16 protein-coding genes and 4 tRNA genes are annotated in these 21,367 nt (G+C 69.4%); 11 read left to right on the forward strand and 9 right to left on the reverse strand.

Annotated elements, in window-relative coordinates:
* The 5 genes from E8A74_RS44820 to E8A74_RS44840 form a co-directional block, all read right to left on the reverse strand.
* The coding region (locus E8A74_RS44820) for a GTP-binding protein (RefSeq protein WP_232380028.1) at window positions 1-285 on the reverse strand (285 nt) is incomplete at its 3' end.
* Between the two features lie 64 nt (window positions 286-349).
* Window positions 350-425: transfer RNA gene (locus tag E8A74_RS44825), tRNA-Thr, on the reverse strand.
* 18 nt (window positions 426-443) lie between these two features.
* Window positions 444-516, reverse strand: a tRNA-Gly gene (locus E8A74_RS44830).
* 94 nt (window positions 517-610) lie between these two features.
* A tRNA-Tyr gene (locus tag E8A74_RS44835) sits at window positions 611-693 on the reverse strand.
* A gap of 122 nt (window positions 694-815) precedes the next feature.
* A tRNA-Thr gene (locus E8A74_RS44840) sits at window positions 816-891 on the reverse strand.
* A gap of 282 nt (window positions 892-1,173) precedes the next feature.
* Between E8A74_RS44840 and E8A74_RS44845 the strand changes: the two genes are divergently transcribed.
* Both E8A74_RS44845 and E8A74_RS44850 read left to right on the forward strand, forming a co-directional pair.
* Window positions 1,174-3,072 (forward strand): serine/threonine-protein kinase, encoded by a 1,899-nt coding sequence (locus E8A74_RS44845; RefSeq protein ID WP_136935303.1) that lies wholly within the window; start codon window positions 1,174-1,176, stop codon window positions 3,070-3,072.
* Between the two features lie 105 nt (window positions 3,073-3,177).
* The gene (locus E8A74_RS44850; protein WP_136935304.1) at window positions 3,178-3,612 is read left to right on the forward strand and encodes a hypothetical protein; all 435 of its coding nucleotides are present in this window, start codon (window positions 3,178-3,180) and stop codon (window positions 3,610-3,612) included.
* Between the two features lie 384 nt (window positions 3,613-3,996).
* Here the strand turns inward: E8A74_RS44850 and E8A74_RS44855 are convergent, their stop codons facing one another.
* Window positions 3,997-5,706, reverse strand: coding sequence for an MXAN_5187 C-terminal domain-containing protein (locus E8A74_RS44855; RefSeq protein ID WP_136935305.1), 1,710 nt, complete (start codon window positions 5,704-5,706; stop codon window positions 3,997-3,999).
* Window positions 5,707-5,710: 4 nt separating this feature from the next.
* The gene (locus E8A74_RS44860; protein ID WP_232380030.1) at window positions 5,711-6,472 is read right to left on the reverse strand and encodes a hypothetical protein; all 762 of its coding nucleotides are present in this window, start codon (window positions 6,470-6,472) and stop codon (window positions 5,711-5,713) included.
* A gap of 96 nt (window positions 6,473-6,568) precedes the next feature.
* Here E8A74_RS44860 and E8A74_RS44865 point away from each other — a divergent pair, with 96 nt between their 5' ends.
* The 6 genes from E8A74_RS44865 to E8A74_RS44890 all read left to right on the forward strand — a co-directional run bounded on the left by E8A74_RS44865 (window position 6,569) and on the right by E8A74_RS44890 (window position 13,938).
* Window positions 6,569-8,110: a prolipoprotein diacylglyceryl transferase gene (locus E8A74_RS44865; RefSeq protein WP_136935306.1), complete on the forward strand. Its 1,542-nt coding sequence runs from the start codon at window positions 6,569-6,571 to the stop codon at window positions 8,108-8,110.
* Window positions 8,111-8,113: 3 nt separating this feature from the next.
* Window positions 8,114-8,776 carry a bifunctional phosphoribosyl-AMP cyclohydrolase/phosphoribosyl-ATP diphosphatase HisIE gene (gene hisIE / locus E8A74_RS44870; protein ID WP_136935307.1) on the forward strand — a complete coding sequence of 221 codons (663 nt, stop codon included), beginning with the start codon at window positions 8,114-8,116 and terminating at the stop codon, window positions 8,774-8,776.
* A gap of 65 nt (window positions 8,777-8,841) precedes the next feature.
* A complete protein-coding gene (locus tag E8A74_RS44875) occupies window positions 8,842-9,738 on the forward strand; it encodes a hypothetical protein (protein ID WP_136935308.1) in 897 nt (298 codons plus the stop codon).
* A 45-nt stretch (window positions 9,739-9,783) separates the two neighbouring features.
* The gene (locus E8A74_RS44880; RefSeq protein ID WP_136935309.1) at window positions 9,784-11,721 is read left to right on the forward strand and encodes a hypothetical protein; all 1,938 of its coding nucleotides are present in this window, start codon (window positions 9,784-9,786) and stop codon (window positions 11,719-11,721) included.
* 40 nt (window positions 11,722-11,761) lie between these two features.
* A complete protein-coding gene (locus E8A74_RS44885; RefSeq protein WP_136935310.1) occupies window positions 11,762-13,258 on the forward strand; it encodes a BamA/TamA family outer membrane protein in 1,497 nt (498 codons plus the stop codon).
* Window positions 13,255-13,938, forward strand: coding sequence for a hypothetical protein (locus E8A74_RS44890; protein ID WP_136935311.1), 684 nt, complete (start codon window positions 13,255-13,257; stop codon window positions 13,936-13,938). The genes E8A74_RS44885 and E8A74_RS44890 overlap by 4 nt, the downstream gene beginning before the upstream one ends.
* Before the next feature lie 42 nt (window positions 13,939-13,980).
* Here E8A74_RS44890 and E8A74_RS44895 read toward each other — a convergent pair whose 3' ends face one another.
* Complete coding sequence (locus tag E8A74_RS44895; RefSeq protein WP_136935312.1) at window positions 13,981-16,227, reverse strand: sigma-70 family RNA polymerase sigma factor; 2,247 nt, start codon at window positions 16,225-16,227, stop codon at window positions 13,981-13,983.
* A gap of 196 nt (window positions 16,228-16,423) precedes the next feature.
* Between E8A74_RS44895 and E8A74_RS44900 the strand changes: the two genes are divergently transcribed.
* The 3 genes from E8A74_RS44900 (at window position 16,424) to E8A74_RS54365 (ending at window position 19,373) form a co-directional block, all read left to right on the forward strand.
* Window positions 16,424-17,029: a precorrin-2 dehydrogenase/sirohydrochlorin ferrochelatase family protein gene (locus E8A74_RS44900; protein ID WP_136935313.1), complete on the forward strand. Its 606-nt coding sequence runs from the start codon at window positions 16,424-16,426 to the stop codon at window positions 17,027-17,029.
* A 135-nt stretch (window positions 17,030-17,164) separates the two neighbouring features.
* Window positions 17,165-18,421, forward strand: coding sequence for a PEGA domain-containing protein (locus tag E8A74_RS53445; protein ID WP_170229864.1), 1,257 nt, complete (start codon window positions 17,165-17,167; stop codon window positions 18,419-18,421).
* Window positions 18,422-18,428: 7 nt separating this feature from the next.
* Window positions 18,429-19,373, forward strand: a complete 945-nt coding sequence (locus tag E8A74_RS54365) for a hypothetical protein (RefSeq protein WP_211365608.1) — start codon at window positions 18,429-18,431, stop codon at window positions 19,371-19,373.
* Window positions 19,374-19,435: 62 nt separating this feature from the next.
* Here E8A74_RS54365 and hflX read toward each other — a convergent pair whose 3' ends face one another.
* Window positions 19,436-21,262: a GTPase HflX gene (hflX, locus tag E8A74_RS44925; RefSeq protein WP_136935317.1), complete on the reverse strand. Its 1,827-nt coding sequence runs from the start codon at window positions 21,260-21,262 to the stop codon at window positions 19,436-19,438.
* Window positions 21,263-21,367 lie beyond the last annotated feature (105 nt).

Here is a 21,367-nt window from a genome sequence, read left to right on the forward strand (position 1 = left end):
GATCATGTTCTTGATGTAGTCGGCGTGGCCGGGGCAGTCGACGTGCGCGTAGTGGCGCTTCGGCGACTCGTACTCCACGTGCGCCGCCGCGATCGTCACCGTCTTCGTCTCGTCACGGACGGTGCCGCCCTTGGCGATGTCGGCGTACTTGATCTCTTTCGCAAGCTTCTGCTTGGACTGGACCTTGACGATGGCCGCCGTGAGCGTCGTCTTGCCGTGATCGATGTGACCGATCGTGCCGACGTTCACGTGGGGCTTGGTTCGACTGAATTTCTCCTTGGCCATCGTTCTTGCTCCTGACGGTTGCCGACCGAGACGGTCGCGCTCGCTGTCCTTTCCTGGCGCTTGCTGGAGCCCACCATCGGGATTGAACCGACGACCTCGTCCTTACCAAGGACGTGCTCTACCAACTGAGCTAGGTGGGCATGGAGCCGGTCCGGCGGAGCGGGCGACCGGGTTCGAACCGGCGACGTTCAGCTTGGAAGGCTGACGCTCTACCAACTGAGCTACGCCCGCAGATAGAGATCGGGGAAGAGTCCCCCCGGGCTCGTCTACGTGTACGTACCGGCTATCCGGCTCCGCGGGTCGAGGCGCCTTATCGGCGTCTCGGTGGAGGGTGATGGATTCGAACCATCGAAGGCAATTGCCGGCAGATTTACAGTCTGCTCCCTTTGGCCACTCGGGCAACCCTCCAGATTTTCAACGTCTCGCGAGATCCAAGGGCTCGCGGGTCCCCTCTGTACTCTGTTTCGGTCGGTTCGTCTCCTGAGATTTTTTGATCTCGTTCGTCCGAGCCTTCCGCCTCTGACGTCCGGTGGAGCTGACGAGGGGACTTGAACCCCTAACCCCCTGCTTACAAGGCAGGTGCTCTACCGGTTGAGCTACGCCAGCGAGTTCCTCCCTCGAAGACAGACGTGTCCCGTCAAAGGGGAGCAGGCTCTTAGCCCCTTGCTTTTGACATGTCAAGCCGGATGGAAGGTTTTGTGTTTGGAGCAGGACCTCGGCCGCGCTCGCAAGGCCGGAATCCACGGGAGACCCGGCAGGGTCACCTCCCCCGGCACGCTGGATCGCGAACCCGCGTGCGAGCAGACAGGCGAGGCACGATCCTCGCGACGCGTCCTGCCGCAACTTCTTGCACCACACGCGCGCCTCTTGCGATGCTCGCGCCGCGTCATGGAGTGTCCCGCCTGTCAACACGCGAACATCGATGGAGCGCGCTTCTGCGCCAAATGCGGAGCGCCGCTGCCCTCGGCACCTTCCGAAGAAGACCCGTTGATCGGGTCGATCGTGGGCGGTCGCTACCGCATCACGGGCGTGCTCGGTGAAGGCGGCATGGGCCGCGTCTACACCGCCGAGCAGCAGATGGGCACGACGGTCCGAAAGGCCGCGGTCAAGACGCTCCTCGCGCAGTACGCGAAGGATCCGCAAGTGCTCGCGCGCTTCAACCGCGAGTGCGGCACCGTCGCAGAGCTCAAGCACCCGAACACGATCCAGGTCTGGGACTTCGGGCAAACGAACACCGGCGAGCTCTACATCGCGATGGAGCTGCTCGAAGGAAGTCCGCTCGAAGACGAGCTCGTGAAGAAGGGGCCGATGCCGCCCGAGCGCGTCGACAAGATCATCGGCCAGGCCGCAGGCTCGCTCCAAGAGGCGCACAGCAAGGGGATCGTGCATCGTGATCTCAAGCCCGCGAACCTCTTCCTCACGAAGATCGACGGTGACGATTTCGTGAAGGTGCTCGACTTCGGCATCGCCAAGCGCGGCGAGCGGCCCGACTCGAAGGAGCAGAAGCTCACGCAACAAGGCACGGTGCTCGGCACCCCGCCGTACATGAGCCCCGAGCAGTTCCGCGGGCAGGAGCTCGACGCGCGCAGCGACGTCTACTCGCTCGCGATCGTCGCCTACGAGATGCTCACCGGACGTCTGCCCTTCGATGCAGACACGCCGTGGGCCTGGGCCACGCAGCATCTCACGGCGCAACCCTCGCCCTTCGAGGTGACGCCGCTCGGCGCGCAAGTGCCGCCGAAGATGAAGGCCGCGATCATGCGCGCGCTCGAGAAGGACAAGAACAAACGCCAGTCGTCCGTGCGCGAGTTCTACGACGAGCTCTCGATCGGAGCCGGGCGCGCGTCGATGGTTGGTGGTGCGACGGGTCAGCAGCAAGTCGCGGGCACCGCAGCGATGCCAGGCATGCCGAGCGGGCAGTACGGGATGCCGAGCGGGCAGTACGGGATGCCGAGCGGGCAGTACGGGATGCCGAGCGGCCCGATGCCCGCACGTCCCGGCGGGACGCAGATCGGCGAGCCGCTCTTCGCGCAAGGAGCGCCGAGCGCGCCGGGCGGTCGAACGATGGTCGATACGGGGCCGAGCGCGGCCGCGGTGACGCCGGGCCCGATGCCGGTCGTGTCGATGCCGCCGCAGCACGGCCACGCGCCCGTGCCGATGGGCGGACCGGCCTACGCGCCGCCGCCTCCGCCGATGGGCGGAAGGCAGCAGCAAAAGAGCAGCCCGATGCCGATCATCGCAGGCATCGGCGTGCTCGTCGTGGTCGGGATCGGGATTGCGATCTTCGCGTCCCGAAGCAAGAGCAGCGGCGGCGACGGCGACGTCATCCTCATGCCGTCCGCGGCGCCCACGACCGTCGTGGTCGCGTCCGATCCCGCGGCGAATCCAGCGGACAGCGCAGGCGCCGCAGGGACGGCCTCTTCTGCGGGTGGCTCGGCGCAGTCCGGACAAACCACGGGCTCGAATACCGGATCCAACGCGGGCTCGGGTTCCGGCTCCGCGGCGACGACGGCCTCGGGCTCGGGCGGCGGCACGAAGGTCGACGCCGCGGGCGACAAGGCCTGCGACGCGGCGATCACGTATGCATACGGTGGCAACACGACGATGGCGATCAGCCAGTACCGCTCGTGCACCGGGCCCAAGCGGAGCAAGGCGCTCTCGGCGATCGACGCCTCGGCTGCGCGTGAGGTGAAGGCCAAGGGGTGCGCGGGCAAGCCCATCGCGGACTCGGCTGCGTCGATCGGGGCCAGCAGTGGAAAGGCCGCCCTTCCTCCGCGTTGCAAGTAACGCACCGCATCCCCTCGACAGGGTCGTCCGGCGACCCTAGATGGGAATTCTCCTGTGTGTCACCGCGTTTTGACGCGCTTGACGCCCGTTCGACGCGGGTGCTAGATGGATCTTGCGAGCGATGACGCTCGTTCGCAGAAGCCTCTGTTCGACGGTTCGGCGCAGCGTGTCAAAGCCGACGAGCTGCACTTCGCAGCCCACGTCGGCGCCGATGCCGGAGATGACAGAGGAGAAGGTCGTTCACGGGCAATGGGCAGTAGACGCCGCGGAGCCATCCGGATGACGTGGCTCGATATGTGCCGCTCCGACGAGTATCGGGGGCGGTGGGTCGCACTCGACAACATCGATTACGAGGACGGGTCGTCCCAACCTCAGCAGGCCGATGTCGTCGACAGCGACGAGGATCTCGGAGAGTTATGCAGCAGGATGCGCGAGTCCGACAGGACGGCATGCGCGATCCTGTACTGCGAGGATGATTCGTTCGCGCCGCCCGTCGCCAAGCGGGCCGCCATGCCGACGCGAGGTGCCGCGCACCGCTAGCTAGCTCAGCGCAGCTCCCGCCTCGTCTCGCCCTTTCTTCCCCACCCATCAAGCCGCCACGAAGGACACGAGCCCAGCCGGGCCCGAGCCGATGCTTTGAGCTCCTAGCAAAATGCTTTGAGTTCTTCGAGCATCGACGGGTTCGATGCTCGGAAGCTCGCGAAGCGATCCTCCCTCGGGGGTGAATCGTCTGGGCTTTGCCGGGACGAAAGAGGGACGCGAGGCGTCCCCCTCGGGACAAAAGAGCTAGAACATCGAGTGGTTGCAAACCGATCGATGTTCTAGGTGGCTGGTGTTTTTCGCAGCGGACACGCTACCTGCAGCGCGGCCGCTGCGTGAACATGCGCTAGCTGTGGTGGTCGCGGCTCGAAAAACACCAGCCACCTAGCGAAGGATCGGCTTGAGCGTGGGTTTGCCGTCCTTCATCACCACGTTGTAGTCGACCGTCTTTTGCGGATGAGAAGCCTTGAGCTTCTCGGCCTGCTGGCGGAGCTGCTTGGCGAGCGCCTCGTACGTGACGCCCGCGGTCGACTCCTTCGCGGCGCGCTTGGCCTCGACGTACTGCGCGTAAATCTGCCGGATCCGCGCGTCCGAGAGGTCCTCGGACGAACCCTGCGACGGGCGAGGTCGCGCAGGCGCGGGACGTGGTCCAAGCTGCGGGCGCGGCTCGGGGGCGGACGTATCCGTGTCCGGAGGAGGCGGCGGCGCTTCGGGCGGAGGATCGGGCGGCGGCGGCGCGACGACCGCGCGCATGCTGCGGCTGCTCTTCCGTCGCGAGGACGGCGCCGGCACGCTCGGCACGGGCTCGTCGGACACGGTCGGGACGTGGACCGCGGCCCGCGTGCGTGTGCTCGAAGGCCTGCGTCGCGAGGGCGGCCCTTGCTTCGACGTGTCGAGGTCGAGGTCGAGGTCCAGCGGGCGCGCCGAAGCAGGGCCGCTCGGGCCCGCTTTGCCTTGTTTCGCCTGGGCCGCGAGCTCGGCGACGCGACGCTTGCCGAGGTCGGGCGAGGAAGCCTGCGGGCGTCGCGCGGCCGGCGCGTCGGCCGGCGGAGGCGCCTCGGCAGCCTTCGTTTCCGCAGGCTTCGGCTCCGCGGCTTTGGATGCGATCGACGCTTCGGGCCGGCGCATCATCATCATCAGCGGTACGGGCTCGGGCTTTTTCGTCGGCTCCGGCTTGGCGGGCGGCGCGGGCTCGGCCGGCTTCGCCGCGGGCGGAGGCTCGGGCGGCGGCGCGGAAGGACGATCGAGCGGCGTCGAGGCGAGCGGCGGGCGCGGAGGCGGCGGGGCCTTCGCAGCGAGCGGAGGCGCAGGCGGCGCGGCGGGTTTGCCCGCGGGAGGCGGCGGCGGCGCAGCAGGTTTGCCCGCGGGCGGCGGCAGCGGCGCAGCGGGTTTGCCCGGCGCGGGCGGTGGTGGTGGCGCCTTTCCGATCGCGGGCGGCGGCGGAGGCAGCGCGGAGATCCGTCCCGGGCTCGAAGTCGGCGGAGGCGGCGGCGCAGCCGGTTTCGGGGCCGCGGGCAGAGGCGGCGGCGCGGCGGGCTTCGGGGGCGGCGGCGGCGCGGCCTTCGCCGGCGGCGGCTCTGCGGTCGTGAACTCGAGCGCGTCGTCGGCGAGCTCTTCGTCCGCGAAATCCTCGACCTCGTCGGCCAGGAGATCCTCGTCGCCGAGCATCTCCTCATCGATCGTGAGCGCCTCTTTGCGGATGCGGGCGCGGCGCTCTTCCTGCGCGGCGGCGAGCTTTGCGTACTTCTCTTTTTGCTTCTTGCCGACGATCGTCAGCGCGTCCTTCGCGCCGAAACGCGCGGCCGCGCGGAGCACGTCGCGCTGGTAGGTGCCGTTCTCGATCTCGCGCGCGACGCGGCCCCAGTACTGCTGGAACGTGTTGTAGCGCTGGATCAGCGTCTGGAACTTGAAGCGGAGCGCGGTGTTCCGGATCTGCTCGCGGCGCAGGAGCATGATGCGCCGATCGAGCTCCTTGCGCGGGACCAGCGGCTCGAGCTTCTCGATGCCGAGGAAGTACTGCTCGTAGAGCGCGCGCAGCCGTTCGAGTCGGCTGTCGAGATCCTCCAGGGCGCGTTCGACCTCGGCGTGTTCCATGCGGTCAGAGCGGCGTGACCTTCAGGTTGTCGAAGCAGACCGGGACCTCCCAGTCGTTGAAGCCGACATGCTCGTGCCCAGGGCCCGCGAGCGGCTCGGGGTCGGTGAGCGTGAAGTACTCGACGCCGTTGATCGACCACACGATCGTCTTGCCGTCCGTGCGCTCGACGCGGAACCGATAGGCCTGGCCCGCAGAGACGGGGCGCTCGCGCTCGTCGTCGCTCTTCGGGTCGACGTCGATCTCCAGCCGGTCGTCGCCGTGCTCGTCGAGGCGCGCGAGGACGTGCTTCGAGTTCCGCCAGCCGCCGAAAATGGCGATGTAACTCGTGGCGTTCGTGTACGACGTCGTCGTGGCGCCGCTCTGGCCGTCGCCCCAGAGCTCGACTTTGAGGTCGCCGATCGCGCTCTCGGCGTAGGCGTCGAACTCGATACGCGCGTTCACGGGGAGCCGGCGGCGGAGCCAGATGCCGCGGTTCTTCGCGCTCTTGCCGCAGAGACGGCCGTTCTCGATGTGCCAGCCGGGCGAGAGCGCGTTCCAGTCCTCGCCGAGCGCGGCGCGGTCGAAGGTGTCCTCGAAGGGCGCCGTGATGGGCGGACCGGGCGGGACCAGAGGAACGGGCGGGGCCTTGGTTTGGGGGCGCGGGGTCGCCGGGCGGGCGGGCTGCGCAGGGCCGGCGTCCGCCGTGGGCGGCCCCTCAGGCACACACGAAACGAGCATGAGCGAAAGCAGGGCGCACGCGCCGATCGTGGTCGCTCGTCTGAGCACGTCGGCATCGTAGCAGCAGGTGGGGCTCCACCAAAAGGGCCGCGCGCATCGGCGACGCTTGCCCGGCCCTTGGGGCAAGCGTAAGGAAGGGCGGTTATGCATCCGATCCTGTTCCGCGTGCCGCTCCCGCGCACGACGCTACCCCTGCTCTGGGTCCTGTGCGCGCTCGCGGGCATCGCGGCGATCGTCGCGATCTACCAGTTCGTGACGAAGAACAGGTCCTTCGCGATCGGCGCCGCCGTCGCGACCGTGGCCCTCGGCGCCGCGGCGTTCGTGTTCCGCGCGAGCACGGTGCCCGTCGGGCCGCTGCCCATCTACAGCTACGGCGTGATGCTCGGCCTGTCGCTCGTCGTAGGCTGGTATCTGACGCTCGGGCTCGCGGAGCGGGATGGACTTCCGAAGGAGCTGATGGCGAACAACTACGTGGTCACGGCCGTGGCCGCGGTGGTGGGCTCGCGCATCTTGTACATCGTTACGAACCTGAACGAGTTCGAGTCGTTCGGCGCGATGCTCGACGTCCGCAAGGGCGGGCTCGTGGCGTACGGCGGCTTCCTCGGTGGGTTCATCGGATCGCTGGTGTTCCTGCGGCGTCACGGGATCCCGCTCCTGCCGTGGGCGGACGTGGCCGTGCCGAGCCTCGCGTCGGGCCTCATGATCACGCGCGTCGGCTGTTACCTCTTCGGCTGTGATTTCGGCCATCCACTCGAGAAAACGGCGCCCGCGTGGCTGCAAAAGCTCGGCACGTTCCCGCGCTGGGATCCCTCGCTGATCGAGACGTCGACCGGCGTGCCCGGCGGCTCGCCGGCCTGGATCCAGCACGTGAAGAAGCACCTCATCGAGGACGACGCGACGGCGTCGCTCCCGGTGCACCCGACGCAGATCTACGAGTCGCTCGTCGGCCTTTCGCTCCTCGTGCTGCTCCTGGTCTCGCGGCGGTACCAGAAGTTTCGGGGTCAAATCTTCTTGCTCTTCACGTTCGCTTACGGCGTCGGCCGCTTTTTGCTGGAGATGCTGCGCGCGGACGACGAGCGCGGCTGGATCCCGCCGTCCTTGCCCGAGCACATCCTCCTGCCGCTCGCGCTCGCGCTCTTCGCGGTTGGCTACGTGGTCGGCATCTCGAAGATGGTCGAGAACCCAACGATGCGGCGCCTGTCGCAGATCCTCGCGTTCGTCCCAGCCGTCGTGCTCTTCCTCGCGCTCCGGCCCGAGTCGTTCGGGACCTCGGCGACGATCGAGCTGTCGACGTCGCAGGCCGTCGCGCTCAGCACGGGCCTCGCGGCGGCGTTCGCGTTCTCGGTGTATCACCAGGCCGCGCTCGCTCACCCGGAAGCGGCGATGGCGATCCCGCAGCTTGCCTACGTCGACGACGAAGCAGCCGAGAAGAAGGCCGAGAGCAACGTCGCCGACGAGGACGAGGACGAAGACGAGGACGGCGAGGCGGCAGCGGCCGAGAAGAAGGCCGCGGATGCAGACGAGGACGAGGATGAAGCGCCGCGCGTGAAGAAGAAGCCCGCGAAGAAGGCGCAGAAGGCTGCTGCGTCGGACGAGGCGCCGAAGGCCGTCGCGACGAAGAAAACGAAGAAGAAGCCGGTGGAGGAAGAGCGGACCTCGGAGCCACCCCCGTCCGAGGAGAGCTGAAGCGTGGAGCTCGCCTGGGGGGAGGCGGGGCTCTTGCCCGCGATCGTTCAGGACCGGATGACGGGTCAGGTGCGCATGCTCGCGTACATGAACCGCGCGTCGCTCGAACGGACGATCGAGACGGGGCGAGCGACGTTCTTCAGTCGATCCCGAGGCGCGCTTTGGGAGAAGGGCGAGACGAGCGGCAACACGCTCGCCGTCGCGGCGATCGTCGCGGACTGCGACGCCGACGCGCTGCTCCTGCTCGTGGATCCGGTCGGGCCGACGTGCCACACGGGCAAACCCGCGTGTTTCTTCCGCCGCGTGGACGAGCGCGGGATCGCCGCGGAGGCAGGCGTGGATGCAGCCGCGTTCCTCGAAGTGCTGGAGCGCGAGATCGAGGCGCGGCGCACGTCGAGCGCGGAGAAGAGTTACACGCGGTCGTTGCTCGACGGAGGCCCGGCGAAGATCGGGGCGAAGATCCGCGAGGAAGCGGACGAGTTCGTCCGTGCGATCGAAGGCGAGGACGACACGCGCGTCGCGAACGAGGCCGCGGATCTCGTGTACCACGTGCTCGTGGGGCTCGCGTCGCGCGGCGTGCCGCTGCGCGACGTGGTGCGCGTGCTCGCCGCGCGCGCAGGAACGAGCGGGCACGAGGAAAAAGCGAAGCGCGGCGGGCCTCGCTGACGCGCGCGGCGAGGTCCTGCGGCGCGTTCCGGAAGAGGCCGATGCTCTGGTAGTCTCGGTCTGCGATGACCGGCGTTCGGCGCGCGGGGACGCCACAATCCCCCTTCCGCGAACCACCGAAGCTGGAGCTCGGCCCCCTGTCGGTCGGGCTGCATCAAGCCGCCTCGCGCGCGATGAAGCGCTTGCCGAGCGGAGGGCGCCTCGTGCGGCAAGGGCCGACGCGGCGCATCGCGCACACCCAAGGCGCGCTCGGATGCACGGGGCTCGTGCTCGCCGCGAGCGCCGCGTTCATCGCGATCACGACGGGGTGGTTGCCGCAATCCCACGCCGAAGTCGCGATGGTGATGGTCACCGTGATCGTGGCCGGCGCCTGCCTCGCGGCTGTGCTGCTCGCGCTTGATCGCGCGCGGCCTCTGCCCACGTGTGAGGCGGAGCCCGTCGGGCACGCAGCGCGGCTCGTGGCGCAGCGGCTCGCGCGGCTCGCGACGTGCGCGACCGAGGACGCGGCGCGGTTTGGCCCGAGGCGGATCGATGCGCTGCGACGCGCGCTCGCGGCGGCCGCGGATCCCGCGCTCGCGACGTGGATCCCGGACGACGTGCGGGGTCGCGCCGAGCTCCTGCTCGCGCGGGCGATCGTGGCGCACGCGCGTCCCGGATGGACACGTGACGCGGCCGTGCGCGCCGAGGTGCGCGGGCTGCTCGTGCGGGCGACGACGCACCTCGACGAGCCCGCCGTGGCCGCGGCGGATCTCGTGCGGCTCGACGCGGCGCCGCTACCGCCGGCGGACGCGGCGGCCGGCGCGCATGACCGGGAGCCGCTCCGGAGGCGCTCCCGGCAACGGTTTGCGAGCGAGCCCGGCGCGGCGGCGGACGAGGCTGCGGCCGAGGAAGAGGCCCAGCACGAAGAGATGCAGCCCCGCGCGAGGCGACGGAGGGAACGGCGGGCCGACGTGATACCCTGAGCCGGCGTTTTCGCGTCGCCTTTCTTCTGCTGGCACAGGTGCACGATGAAGCAGAATCGCTTGCGCTCGTTCGGCCTCGGGCTCTCGTTCCTCGCGGCGGCCGCCTCGATCCCGCTGGCCTGCTCGCCCGACTCCGGGATCAAACCCGGCGGCTCGGGCGCAGGCGCGAGCGGCGGCGGCATCTCGTCCTCGTCCGGCATGGGCGCGGGCGGTGAAGGGGGCACGTTGTTCCTCGACTCCGGCGGGACATGCGGCGATCCGACGGACAAGGACAAGGACCTCATCGCCGATTTCCTCGAGCTCGCCCCGAACCAGGACACGGACGACGACGGCACGCCCGACGCGCTCGACAACGACAGCGACGGTGACGGCGTGCTCGACGCGGACGAAGCGGCAAACCCCTTCCTCCTGAACGGCGAGCCGGGGCAAACGCGTGACGATAGCTGCGATCCGCTCGCGGACTCGGACGGCGACGGCGATCCGGACGTGCGGGATCTCGACAGCGACAACGACGGCGTGTCGGACACGCAAGAGACGACGTACGACGCAGACGGCGCGAAGGGCTGCCGCGTGCGCGTCGATTGCGACGACGACGGCGTGATCGATCTCGTCGAGCTCGCGGCCGGCTCGAGCCCCACGGAGAAGGGATCGGTCCCAGCGGACGCGGGGCTCTACTTCGTCCTGCCGTACCAAGGCGGCCCGCAGACGAAGGATTTTACGTTCTCGACCGGCGTCACGAAGGCCGACATCTACTTCCTGATCGACACGACGGCGTCGATGCAGCCCGCGATCGACAACCTGAAGGCGTCGATCGACACGGAGATCATCCCGGCGATCCTGAACGGCGATCCTGCGGCGAGCCCACCGATCCCGGCGATCGGCGACGCGTGGATCGGTGTCGGCGAGGTGCGCGACGTGCCCTGGCTACCCTACGGACAGGACGGAGACGCGCTCTATCGGTATCGCTTCCAGGTTGGTGCTCAAACGATCGCCGGGGACCTCGCGCCGCCGGTGTTCAACGGGCAGACGTACACGGCGCCGGTCGCGACGAAGCAAATCCTCGGCACGCTCACGGCGGGTGGCGGCGGGGACGCGCCCGAGGGGACGTCGCAGGCGCTCTGGCTCGCCGCGACGAACCCGAACAACTACGCGCTCACGATCGGCGGGATCTGGAACTACCCGCAGCACGCTTGTCCGCTCATGGGCGGCATCGGCGCGCCTTGCTTCCGGCCCGAGTCGTTGCCGATCTTCGTGCTCATCACGGACGCCGCGTTCCACAACGGGCCGAACGTCACGCACCAGTACGACGGGGCCAAGGTCGGCGGGACGGTGAAGACGTACGCCGACGCCGTGACCGCGCTGAACAACATCAACGCGAAGGTCGTCGGCGTGCCCGTCGCGACGGGCAGCCCGGGCGCGGCGCGGGCCGATCTCACGGACCTCGCCACGCAGACGGGCAGCCTCTACCACGACCCCGCGTTCGGCGGGAAAGACTACCCGCTCGTGCCGAAGACGGACGTCGGCAGCGGCTCGGTGTCGCAGGAGGTCGTGCGCCTGCTCGGCCGGCTTGCGGACGCGGGCCTGCACGACGTGACCACGGCGCACGAGAACTACGCGTGCGACGGCGGCGTCGATTGCACGGGCGACGGCGTGCCGGACCTCGCGTACCAGAATCCGCCGGTCGATCAGGGGATGGCGCCGTTCGACGCGAGCACGCTCATCACGAAGATCGAGACGCTCGAGAGCGCGGCCTCTCCCCTGCCCTACGCGAGCCGCACGGAGAGCACGTTCTTCGGGCTGCAGGGCGACGCGCCCGTGAGCTTCCGCGTGCACGCCGTGAACAACACGATCAAGCCCGCGACCTTGCTCGTGATGCGCGCCTTGATCCGCGTCCGTACGCCCGATGGGCAGGTCCTCGGCGGCAAGAACGGGATCAAGCTCGTGTACTTCGTCATCCCGCAGTACATCCCCAAGGTGAAGTGAGCACACGCCGAGCGATGTCGCGGGGCAGCGGACGAACCACGTGATCGGCGCGCGCTCGCTCGTCTGGCCCGCCGCCCTCGCCGTCGTGGCGATCCCGGCCCTCGCCTCGGCCGCGGATCCGCCTTCTCCGAGCACGACCGCGTCGCCTCCGGAGGCGCCGCAGCGGGCGCGCCTCCGCTACACGCTCGAAGGGATCGAGCTGCGCGGCAATGTCCGCACGGCGGGGCGCGTGGTGCTCCGGTACGTGAAATTCCGCGCGGGGGATCTGCTCGACGTCGACGATCCGGAGCTCGAGCTCACGCGTTATCGGCTCCTCGGTACGGGTTTTTTCGCGCAGGTGGATCTCAGCTTGCGCAAGGGGTCGCGGCGCGGCGCAGCCGTGCTCATCATCGAGGTCGTCGAGCGCAACACGCTCGTCGTGCAGAACCTCTGGGCCGGCGTCGCCGCGGATGAAGACACGGCCGGAAATGCGCGCCCGCTCTCGGCGTTCCTCGGCGTGCAGGCGGCCGAGACGAACCTCGCGGGCACGGGCATCACGCTCGGCGCGGGCGTCGCGCTCGCCGCGGATCAGTTCGCGCTGCGCACGAGCTTCGTGGATCCCTCGTTCGTCGGGACGGGCTGGTCGGCCGCGATCACCGTGCTCTACAACGACGCGCGCGACTTCTTCGGCAACCGCGACGTCCTCTTCGAAGCGCCGCTCATCGCGCAGCGCGAGGTCACGGACTACGCGGTCGTCGCCTACCGCCGCTTCGGCGCCACGATCGGCACCGGCCACGATCTCGGGGTCTCGTCGTCCTTCGCGCTCGACTACCACCTCGAACAGATCGACGCGACCGTGCCCGTCGCGGCGTCGCACATGCGCGGGCTCTCACGCGAGCCGGTCGATTTCTCCATCCGGCCCGGCCGCAGCGTGCTCTCGACGGTGCGCGGCACGCTGACGTACGACACGCGTGACGCGCCGTTTTTGACCGCGCGTGGGACCCACGCGCAGGCGTCCGTGACGGTCGGGATCCCGGGCACCGATTACAGCTTTCAGAAGTTCGAGGGGACGCTGCGGCGCTGGTGGCGCCTGCCGTGGCGGCACGTCGTGCGGTTCGACGCGTACGTGGGCGCGATCGCGGGCGACGCGCCCTTCTTCGAGCAGTTCTACGTCGGAGATTTCACCGACCTCTTGCCCGATCGCCTGCTCGCGCTCGCGCCGGATCGGAGGCAGCCGCCGAACTTGCTCGGCACCGACATCATCGAGGTGCGTTACGGCGACTTCGCCGCGAAGATCGAAGGCGAATATCGGATCCCGCTCTACACGGGGCGCGAGTCGGTCTACGGCGTGGACCTCTTCGCGTCGGCGGGCATTTACTCGGTGGCGACGCGGCGCGAATTCACAAATCCGCCGACGGGATACCGGGGTTGGTCGCGCCTGCCGGTCGACGTCACGGGCAACCTCGGCTTGCGCCTCGACACGAAGCTCGGCGGCGTGACCATCGCGTTTTCCAACGTGCTCGGGCTCGTCGCCGCGCGCAACGGTGCACGCAAATGACCCGGCGGGCGGCGCTCTTCGCGCTGGCCCTCGCCGCCCTGACCGCCCCGGCCGTGACCGTGCGCGCGGAGCCGCCGAAGACCCCGGCGGCCCTGCCGACGAGAAACGCAGTCGTCGCGCTGGAGGGCAAGCAGGCCGTCCTCAGCGTGCCCTTCCGCGACGTGGTCGACGGGGAGATCGAGAAGAAGCTCTCGAGCGGTTTGCCCACGGTGATCGTGCTCCGCGCCTGGGTGTTCCGCGACGGCGGCACCGAGCCCGTCGCGCTCACGGCGAAGACGTGCCGCGTCGTCTACGACCTTTGGGACGAGGTCTTCCGCCTGCAGATCACGCAGCCGGGCGGGCTCGTCGATACGGTCGCCGTCAACATCGAGGGCGTCTTGCGCCAGTGTGCCGAGGCCCGGAAGCTGCGCTTGATCGAGCGATCTCAGCTCGACGACAACGGCCGGTACTTCGTGGCCGGGCTCGTCGAGGTGAACCCGATCAGCCAGGAGACCCAGGATCGCATCAAGCGCTGGGTGACACGCCCGAACGGCTCGGCCGCGATCGGGCCGGGCGACTCGCTCTTCGGATCGTTCGTGGGTCTCTTCGTCGCGCGGATCGGCGACGCGGATCGGAAGCTCGCGTTCCGGACGCAGGTGTTTGCACCGCCGAACCCGCCGCCGCCCGAGAAGAAGCCGTAGGCGTGAGGCCGGGCGCGGCCGTCGCTTCGACGTGAAACGATCTCAAGCGCAGAGCGCTTCGAGCTCGGGCTCGGGTGGCGTCGCCGCGAGCAGCGCCTCGGCGGCCTCGTTGCCTTCGCGCACGACGGCTTCGAACGCGCTGCGGAGCTTCGACTTCGTGCGCGCTTCGAGCTGCCGCATGCGCTCGCGCGAGACGCCGAGGCGGCGGCCGAGATCCGCGAGGCTCACCTCGTCGTCGTCCGAGAGCAGCCGCTCCTCCACGATGAGCCGCTCGCGTGGATCGAGCGCCTTCCACACGTGGTCCACCACGCCGCGAACGATCGCGTCGCGCTCCGCGCTCGCCGTGAGGTGCTCAGGATCCGACGACGGATCGCGCAGCATCTCGAGCAACGTCGGCCCGCCCTCGGTTCGCGCCTGCACGTCGAGCGAGGTGTCGCGATACGCGACCCGCTGCGACATCGATCGGATCGTGTCCTCCGTCGTCTGGAACCGGGTCGCGAGCAGCGCGTCGATCGAGGCGTCGCCCTCGCCGAGCTGCATTTCGAGCTTGGCCCGCTCACGCCGCAGCCGGAAAAACGTGCGCGACACGAGCGGACCCGTCCCGCCGCCGACGATGCTCCATTCGCGGAGCAAGTGGTCCACGATATAGGCGCGGATCCAGTAGATCGCGTACGTCTTGAAGCGCAGGTTGCGCGACGGCTCGAACCGTCGGACCGCTTCGAGCAGGCCGAGGTTGCCCTCCTCCACGAGGTCGGAGAGCTGCATGCCGTAACCTCGGTACTGCGCGGCCACCTTCACGACGAATTGCAGGTGGCTCTCCACGAGCGTATTCGCGGCCGCGTGATCGCCCTCGCGCCGGTACCGCCAGGCGAGCTCGAGCTCGGTCTCGCGATCGAGCGCCTGGTACCGCTGGATCGCCGCACGGTAGGCCCCGAACGGAGACTGCGCCGCCGGGCTCGAACCGAGGCCCTCGGGCCGCGGCTTGCGGGCGGCCCCGTCAGGGCTCGATGCTTTTGGGGCGAGGTGGCTCCGCGAGCGCGGATCGGTGTCCAGCGGTGGATTCGCGGAGAGTGGAGGCTCGGTCGTGCGCTCGCCGCGCGGCGCCCCGAAGACGTGCTCCTCGGGCACGCGCGTCGGCGCGGCGCCGTCGAGGTGGAGCATGGCGCGGTAGATGAATCCGCGCGTCTTTTTCTTGTGACCTCCAAGGATCGGCTGGATCGTGTTCGGGCTCGTGGCGTAGCCGAACGCCTCGACCTCGCGCGAGATGCGGATCGCGAGCTTGCGCATCGTCATGCCCGGGTTCTCGGCCACGTGCTTGCGGGCGAGCTCGGCGATGGGCGCGGCCTTCACCCAGGCGAGATCCAGCTCGACGCCCGTGGACGACGCGTCCTTCGCGGCGGGCGCCTCGATCACGGCGGGCGCCGCGTCTCCGCGCAGGATCGACTCGATCGCCCTCGACATCGCATGCCGCACGCGACGCGCGCGCCCATCGACCAGCTTCTGCACGTGCGGCAGGCCGATCACGATCCCTCGCTCGGCGAGCCGCTCCTTGAGCAGGAGCGCGAGCCTGCGTGACGACGGCTCCTTGTGCTCGACCTTCCACGCCTTCGCGAGCTCGTGGATCCGGCGCGCGCTCTCGAAGACCCGGCCCTCCTGCGCGCCGAGGATCTCGCGTGACATCGCGTCGATGCGCGCCTCGGCGTCCGCCGACGACGTCACGCCGTCGAGGCGCAGGAGCGCGAAGAGCGCGTCCTGGATCTCGCGCCGCACGAGCCTCTGCTTGCCGGCGAGGATGCTCTGGAGCGAGTCGACGTTGAGGCGGATCCCGCTCCGCTCGAGCTCCTCGCGCAGGCGAAAGGCGAGCGCGCGCTTCGATCGCTCGGGGTGCAGGTAGAGCCAGAGCTGGGCGAGCGGCAGCATCCGCTCGCAAGCGATGTACGTGGGCGCCGTGGCCGCGGACGCGGCCGCGAGCCCGGCCTCGGCGAGGGCCCGCTCGACCGCGACGATCGCGTCCTCGCCTCCGGCCTCGGCGATCGCCTCGTGCAGCGCGCGGTCGACCTCGGGCGGCACCGTCGCGACGGCGCCCGAGATCTGCCGTTTCAGCGTGCGCAGGTGGTAGCGGATCCCGCGCCGCGCGAGTCGATCCCGCAGGTCCCGCGCGATCGCTTCACGCGAGAGGTGCGTGTTTCGTTGCAAGTGAAGGGCAGCCGCAGCGCGAAACGCGGCGCCCGGGATCCGTTCGGGCGTCCCTGCCATCCCCGCCGCCGGCATCGTCACGCTCTTTTCCACGACCGACCTCCGTGCTCTCGCCGGCGCCCACGCGCCGATCGTCCCCGTGCAGAACGCTAGACAAACATCGCAACATCACGTCAACATTGAACAAAGACTGACGGACACTCCGTACCTGTGTCAAGTCGGATTTTGTCCAACCTTACCTAACATTGGACAAACAATCGACAACAAGGACCTGTGGTAAACGGAGTTCGTGCGGTACTTGCCGGTCGAAGTCGATGTGCAGGGGCGCCTGGCGCTCGTGGTCGGGGCGAGCGCGGAAGTCGTGCCCAAGGTGGAGCGGCTGCTCGCCGCGGGTGCGCGGGTCGTCGTCGTCGCGCCGGGGGAGATCGATCCGGCGATCGAGGCGCTTGCGGCCGAGGGGCGGATCGAGTTGCAGCGGAGGGAGCCGTCCGTGGGCGATGTCGACGGCAAGGCGATCGTCTTCGTGGCCACGTCGGAGGACAGCCGCGCGGCGCCGTTTCACGCCCGCGGGCTCGCGGAGGGGCGGCTCGTGTGCACGCTCGACAGGCCCGAACGGTCGACGTTCGTGAACCCGGCGGTCGCTCGGGCCCACGGCCTCACGATGACGTTCGCGACCGGCGGCACGAGCCCGGGGGTGGTGCGGCGCATCCGCGAGGACCTGGAAGCGCTCTTCGGCGATCCGCGGTTCGGGCGGTTCCTCGGGGCGCTCGAAGGCCTCCGGGCCCGGCTGCCGCGGGGGGAGCGCGCGGCCCGGATGGCCGAGGCCGTGAAGGGGTTTGCTTTGGATGCGACGCTTCGTTTTCCCGCGTGGGTCGAGCGGGGCGAGGAGCCCTGACGCACGCGGGAGGGGACAGGGACGGAGAGGGCGCAATGACGCGCGCTGCTCAAACCTCTTGTGTCGCGCAGGCAGCGCGAGTTAATTCAGCGAAACTCAGAGAGTCGAGCAGAGACGAGTGAGGAGGGCTTAGATATGCGATCGAGTTCGGGCCGGCTGACGTCGTTGCACACGGCAGCAGTGCTCACGAGTCTGTTGGCGCTCACGGCGTCTCCGGCGGCGTACGCGCAGGCGAAGGCTCCTGCCGCCGCGCCCGCCGCCCCCGCCGCGGACAAGAAGCCTGCTGCGGCGGCGCCGGCCAAAAAGGAAGACAAGGCCGCCGCGCCCGCGGCGCCCGCGAAGAAGGACGAGAAGGCCGCCGCTCCTGCGAAAAAGGACGAGAAGGCCGCCGCCGCCCCCGCGAAGAAGGACGAGAAGGCCGCTGCCGCGAAGCCGGCGAAGCCTCTCACCGACAAGCAGAAGAAGGACCTCGCGACCCAGGCCATGAAGGACGGCGACGCCGCCTTCGAGAAGGGCGAGTTCCAGGCCGCGTTCGACGCGTACAAGACCGCCGACGAGACGCTCCCGGGCCTCAACGCGAAGTTCAAGGTCGCTGTCGCGCTCGAGAAGCTCAACAAGGTGCAGGAGGCCGTCGCGGCCTACCAGGGCTTCCTCGCGGCGATCGACGAGCAGGCCGCCGACAAGAAGAAGAAGTTCGATCCCAAGAAGTGGGAGGACCGCGTCAACGAGGCGAAGGCCAAGATCGAGGCGCTCAAGAAGACGCCTGCGACGGTCAAGATCGCCACGACGCCGGAGACGGCCGCAGGCCTCATGGTCGCGGTCGACGGCAAGGAGCCCGCGCCCGCCGGCGAGCTGAAGCTCGATCCGGGCAAGCACACGCTGGTCTACTCGGCCGCGGGTTACATCACCTCGCAGCCGCAAGAGGTCGAGGTCGCCTTCGGCGAAGCGAAGGAGCTGCCGGCGCCCGCGCTCGAGAAGGAGCCGCCGCCCCCGCCGCCTCCGCCGCCCCCGCCGCCTCCGCCGCCCCCGCCGCCTCCGCCGCCCCCGCCGCCTCCGCCGCCGAAGTCGTACGTCCCGGCGTACGTGACGCTCGGCCTCGCGGGCGTGGGCGCGGTCGTCGGCACGATCTTCGGCGTCTCGGCGCTCGGCGCGAAGAGCGACTTCGAGGCGAACCCGACGGTCGACAACGCCGACAAGACCGATCGCAACGCGCTCATCGCGGACATGTCGTTCGCCGTGGCGCTCACGTTCGGCGTGACCGGCGCCGTGCTGCTGTTCGGCGGCGACGACAAGCCCGCGCAGCAGACGGCCACCACCAAGCTCTACAAGCCGGTCGTCGCGCCCTTCGTCGGCCCGACGGGCGGCGGCGGCGTCGTGTCGTTCAAGTTCTGATCACACGATGAACGCACGGAGCACTCGAAGCTGGGCAACGCTCGTGTTCTGCACGGGCGTCGCCCTCTCCGTGGGCGCGGGCTGCGAGCTCGTCGCTTCGGTCGATCGCGACCAGATCCCGGTCGGTGATGGCGGATCGGGCGGCGCGGGCGGCACGGGCGGCGTTGGTGGCCAAGGCGGTCAGGGTGGCCAGGGCGGCGCGGGTGGCCAAGGTGGCCAAGGCGGCGCCGGCGGCCAAGGCGGTGCAGGCGGCAGCGTCGGCACCTGCGTCGATCCTGCGACCGACTGCCCTCCGCCGTCGGGCCCGTGCATCGTCGCGATCTGCGACGCGACCATGCACTGCGGCGAAGAGCCGAAGGCGCAAGGCGCGCCGTCCTCGAACGAGGTGGCGGGCGACTGCAAGCAGCACACGTGCGACGCCGCAGGTAGCGAGCAGGTGACGGACGAGGCCCTCGGGACGGCGTGCGGAGACGCCACGGCGTCCTGCGCGAACGGCGTCGCGAACCAGCCCGATACCTGCGACGACGCAGGCACGTGCCAGGCGAACGACAACGTCGCCTGCGCGCCCTACGCGTGCAGCGCGAACGCGTGCGCCACGACGTGCGCCGCCGATGCGGATTGCGCGGCCGGCAATTACTGCAACGCCAGCGGCATGTGCGCGCCGAAGGTCGCGAACGGTGCGTCGTGCGCTGCGGCGAACGCTTGCCAGAGCGGCTTCTGCGCGGACGGCGTCTGTTGCAACACCGCGTGCAATGGGCTCTGCCTCGCGTGCGACGGCGCGGGCACCGCGGGCACATGCACACCGGTCGCGGCGGGCACGCCCGATCCGGCGTGCGGCGCGGGCGAGGCGTGCAGCGACGCGACGACCTGCCTCAAGATCGCCGGCACGCCCTGCGGTTTGCCGGACGAGTGCATCTCGAACGTGTGCACGGCCGGCGAATGCGCGCCGTGACGTGACGAACGCGCGGGGGGTTGCTCCGGCAAACGGAGCGAATCCCCCCGCGTGTTTTCTTTTCAAACCCGCAGCGTCGTCCGCCGATAACGCTTGTCCGCCGTGAGCTCGGCGAGCGTCGTGAGCGACGACTCCGGCTCGACGGGCGCCGCGTCCGCGGCTTCGCCTTCGCCTGCCTGCGCCTCGTCCTCGTCGACGTCGTAGGCCGGCACCGTCCTCGCCTGCTCCCACCGATCCTTCAGCCGATCGGCGATCGTCGCGAGCAACGCGCGTGTCGTCTCGCGGTTCGTCGCGGAGACGAGCACCGCGCTCTTGTTGCCGAAGAGCAGCCGCCGCGCCTCGCCCTTCTCGATGAGGTCGATCTTGTTGAAGACCAGGATCCGCGGGATCGACGAGAGCCCGAGCTCGCCGAGCAGCTCCTCGGTCGTCGCGATGTGCTGGTCGTGGGCCGGGTCGCTCGCGTCGACGACGTGCAGGATGAGGTCCGCGTCGGCGGCCTCCTCGAACGTGGCGCGGAACGCGGCGAACAGGTCCTTCGGCAGCTCGCGGATGAAGCCCACGGTGTCGGTGATGATCACCTCGCGCTCCTCGGGAAAACGGATCCGGCGCGAGCGCGTGTCGAGCGTGGCGAAGAGCTTGTTCTCCGCGATCGTGTCCGAGCCCGTGAGCGTGTTCAGGAGCGTGCTCTTGCCCGCGTTCGTGTAGCCGACGATGCTCACGATCGGAACGTCCTTGCGCGCGCGCTTGCGGCGCCGCTGCTCACGCTGACGCGAGAGCTTCTTGAGCTGCGCTTCGAGGAACGAGACGCGCTCCTTGGCGCGACGACGCCCAATTTCGAGCTTGGTCTCGCCGGGGCCGCGCCCGCCGATGCCGCCGGTGAGGCGCGAAAGCGAGTCGTCCTTCAACGCGAGGCGCGGCAGGGCGTACTTGAGCTGCGCGAGCTCGACCTGGAGCTTGCCGTCCGCGGACTCGGCGCGCTGCGCGAAGATGTCGAGGATGAGCTGCGTCCGATCGATGACCTTGAGGTCGGCGTGCTTGGAGATCGCCGAGGCCTGCGAGGGCGTGAGGTTGCGATCGAAGACCAAGGTCGCCGCGTCGAGCTCGGCCGCTCGCAGGACGATGTCGTCGAGCTTGCCCTTCCCCACGACGAGGCGCGGATCGATCTTCTCGCGGAGCTGCACGACGTTGTCGACCACCTCGACGCCCGCGGTGCGCGAGAGCTCGGCGAGCTCGCGCAGGCTGTCTTCGGCCTCCGCGTACGCGCCTTGCTTCGACTTCTCCGCGACGTGCACGAGGATCGCGCGGCCGTCCTTCGCGTGCGTGAAGATGCGCGACCTTCGAGCGAACTCGTCTTCGAGCGCGCTGATGAGCTCGCCGAAATGGATGTCGATGCGGCCCACGGGCAGCGGACCCACGCGCCGATAGGGCAACCCATTTCGCGGATCTTCGCCTTCTGCGACCGGCGAGGGCGGCGTGTTGTACGCGAGATCGATCGTCTTCGCCTCGCCTTCGGGCGAGAGCTGGATCGCGGCCACGAGGTCGAGGCGCAGGCGCACGAGGTCGACGATGTCGTCGCGCGTGAGCTGCTCATTGTAGAGGTGCGTGTGGACGAGGCGGAGCGCGCGGAAGCGGCCCTCGGCGGCGCGCAGGCGGCCGATGTCGGGGAGCATGAGCTTCGTCGCGTCGCCGACGATGACGTAGTCGATCTCGCCCGATCGATGGACGAGCGCGCCGACCTGGCGGCCCGTCACGTGCGAGGCCTCGGCGAGGGATTTGACGAGCTCCGGCGTGGCCACGTGATCGAGGGGGACCTTGCGCCGATAGATACGCTCGAGCAGTCGAACCGCGTGGGGGCTCAGCCCTGTGGTGTTTCCGTAGATTTGTTGCATTCGGACGGTGGTTTGAGGGCCAGGCTCCGCTCGCCGGAGCGCCTCCCTCAAGCATGGATTCGTGCCTCCCTTTCATAACGCACGGATCCCCGGGGCGCGAGGGGC

This window comes from Polyangium fumosum (assembly GCF_005144585.1).
In the GTDB taxonomy this organism is placed as follows: domain Bacteria; phylum Myxococcota_A; class Polyangia; order Polyangiales; family Polyangiaceae; genus Polyangium; species Polyangium fumosum.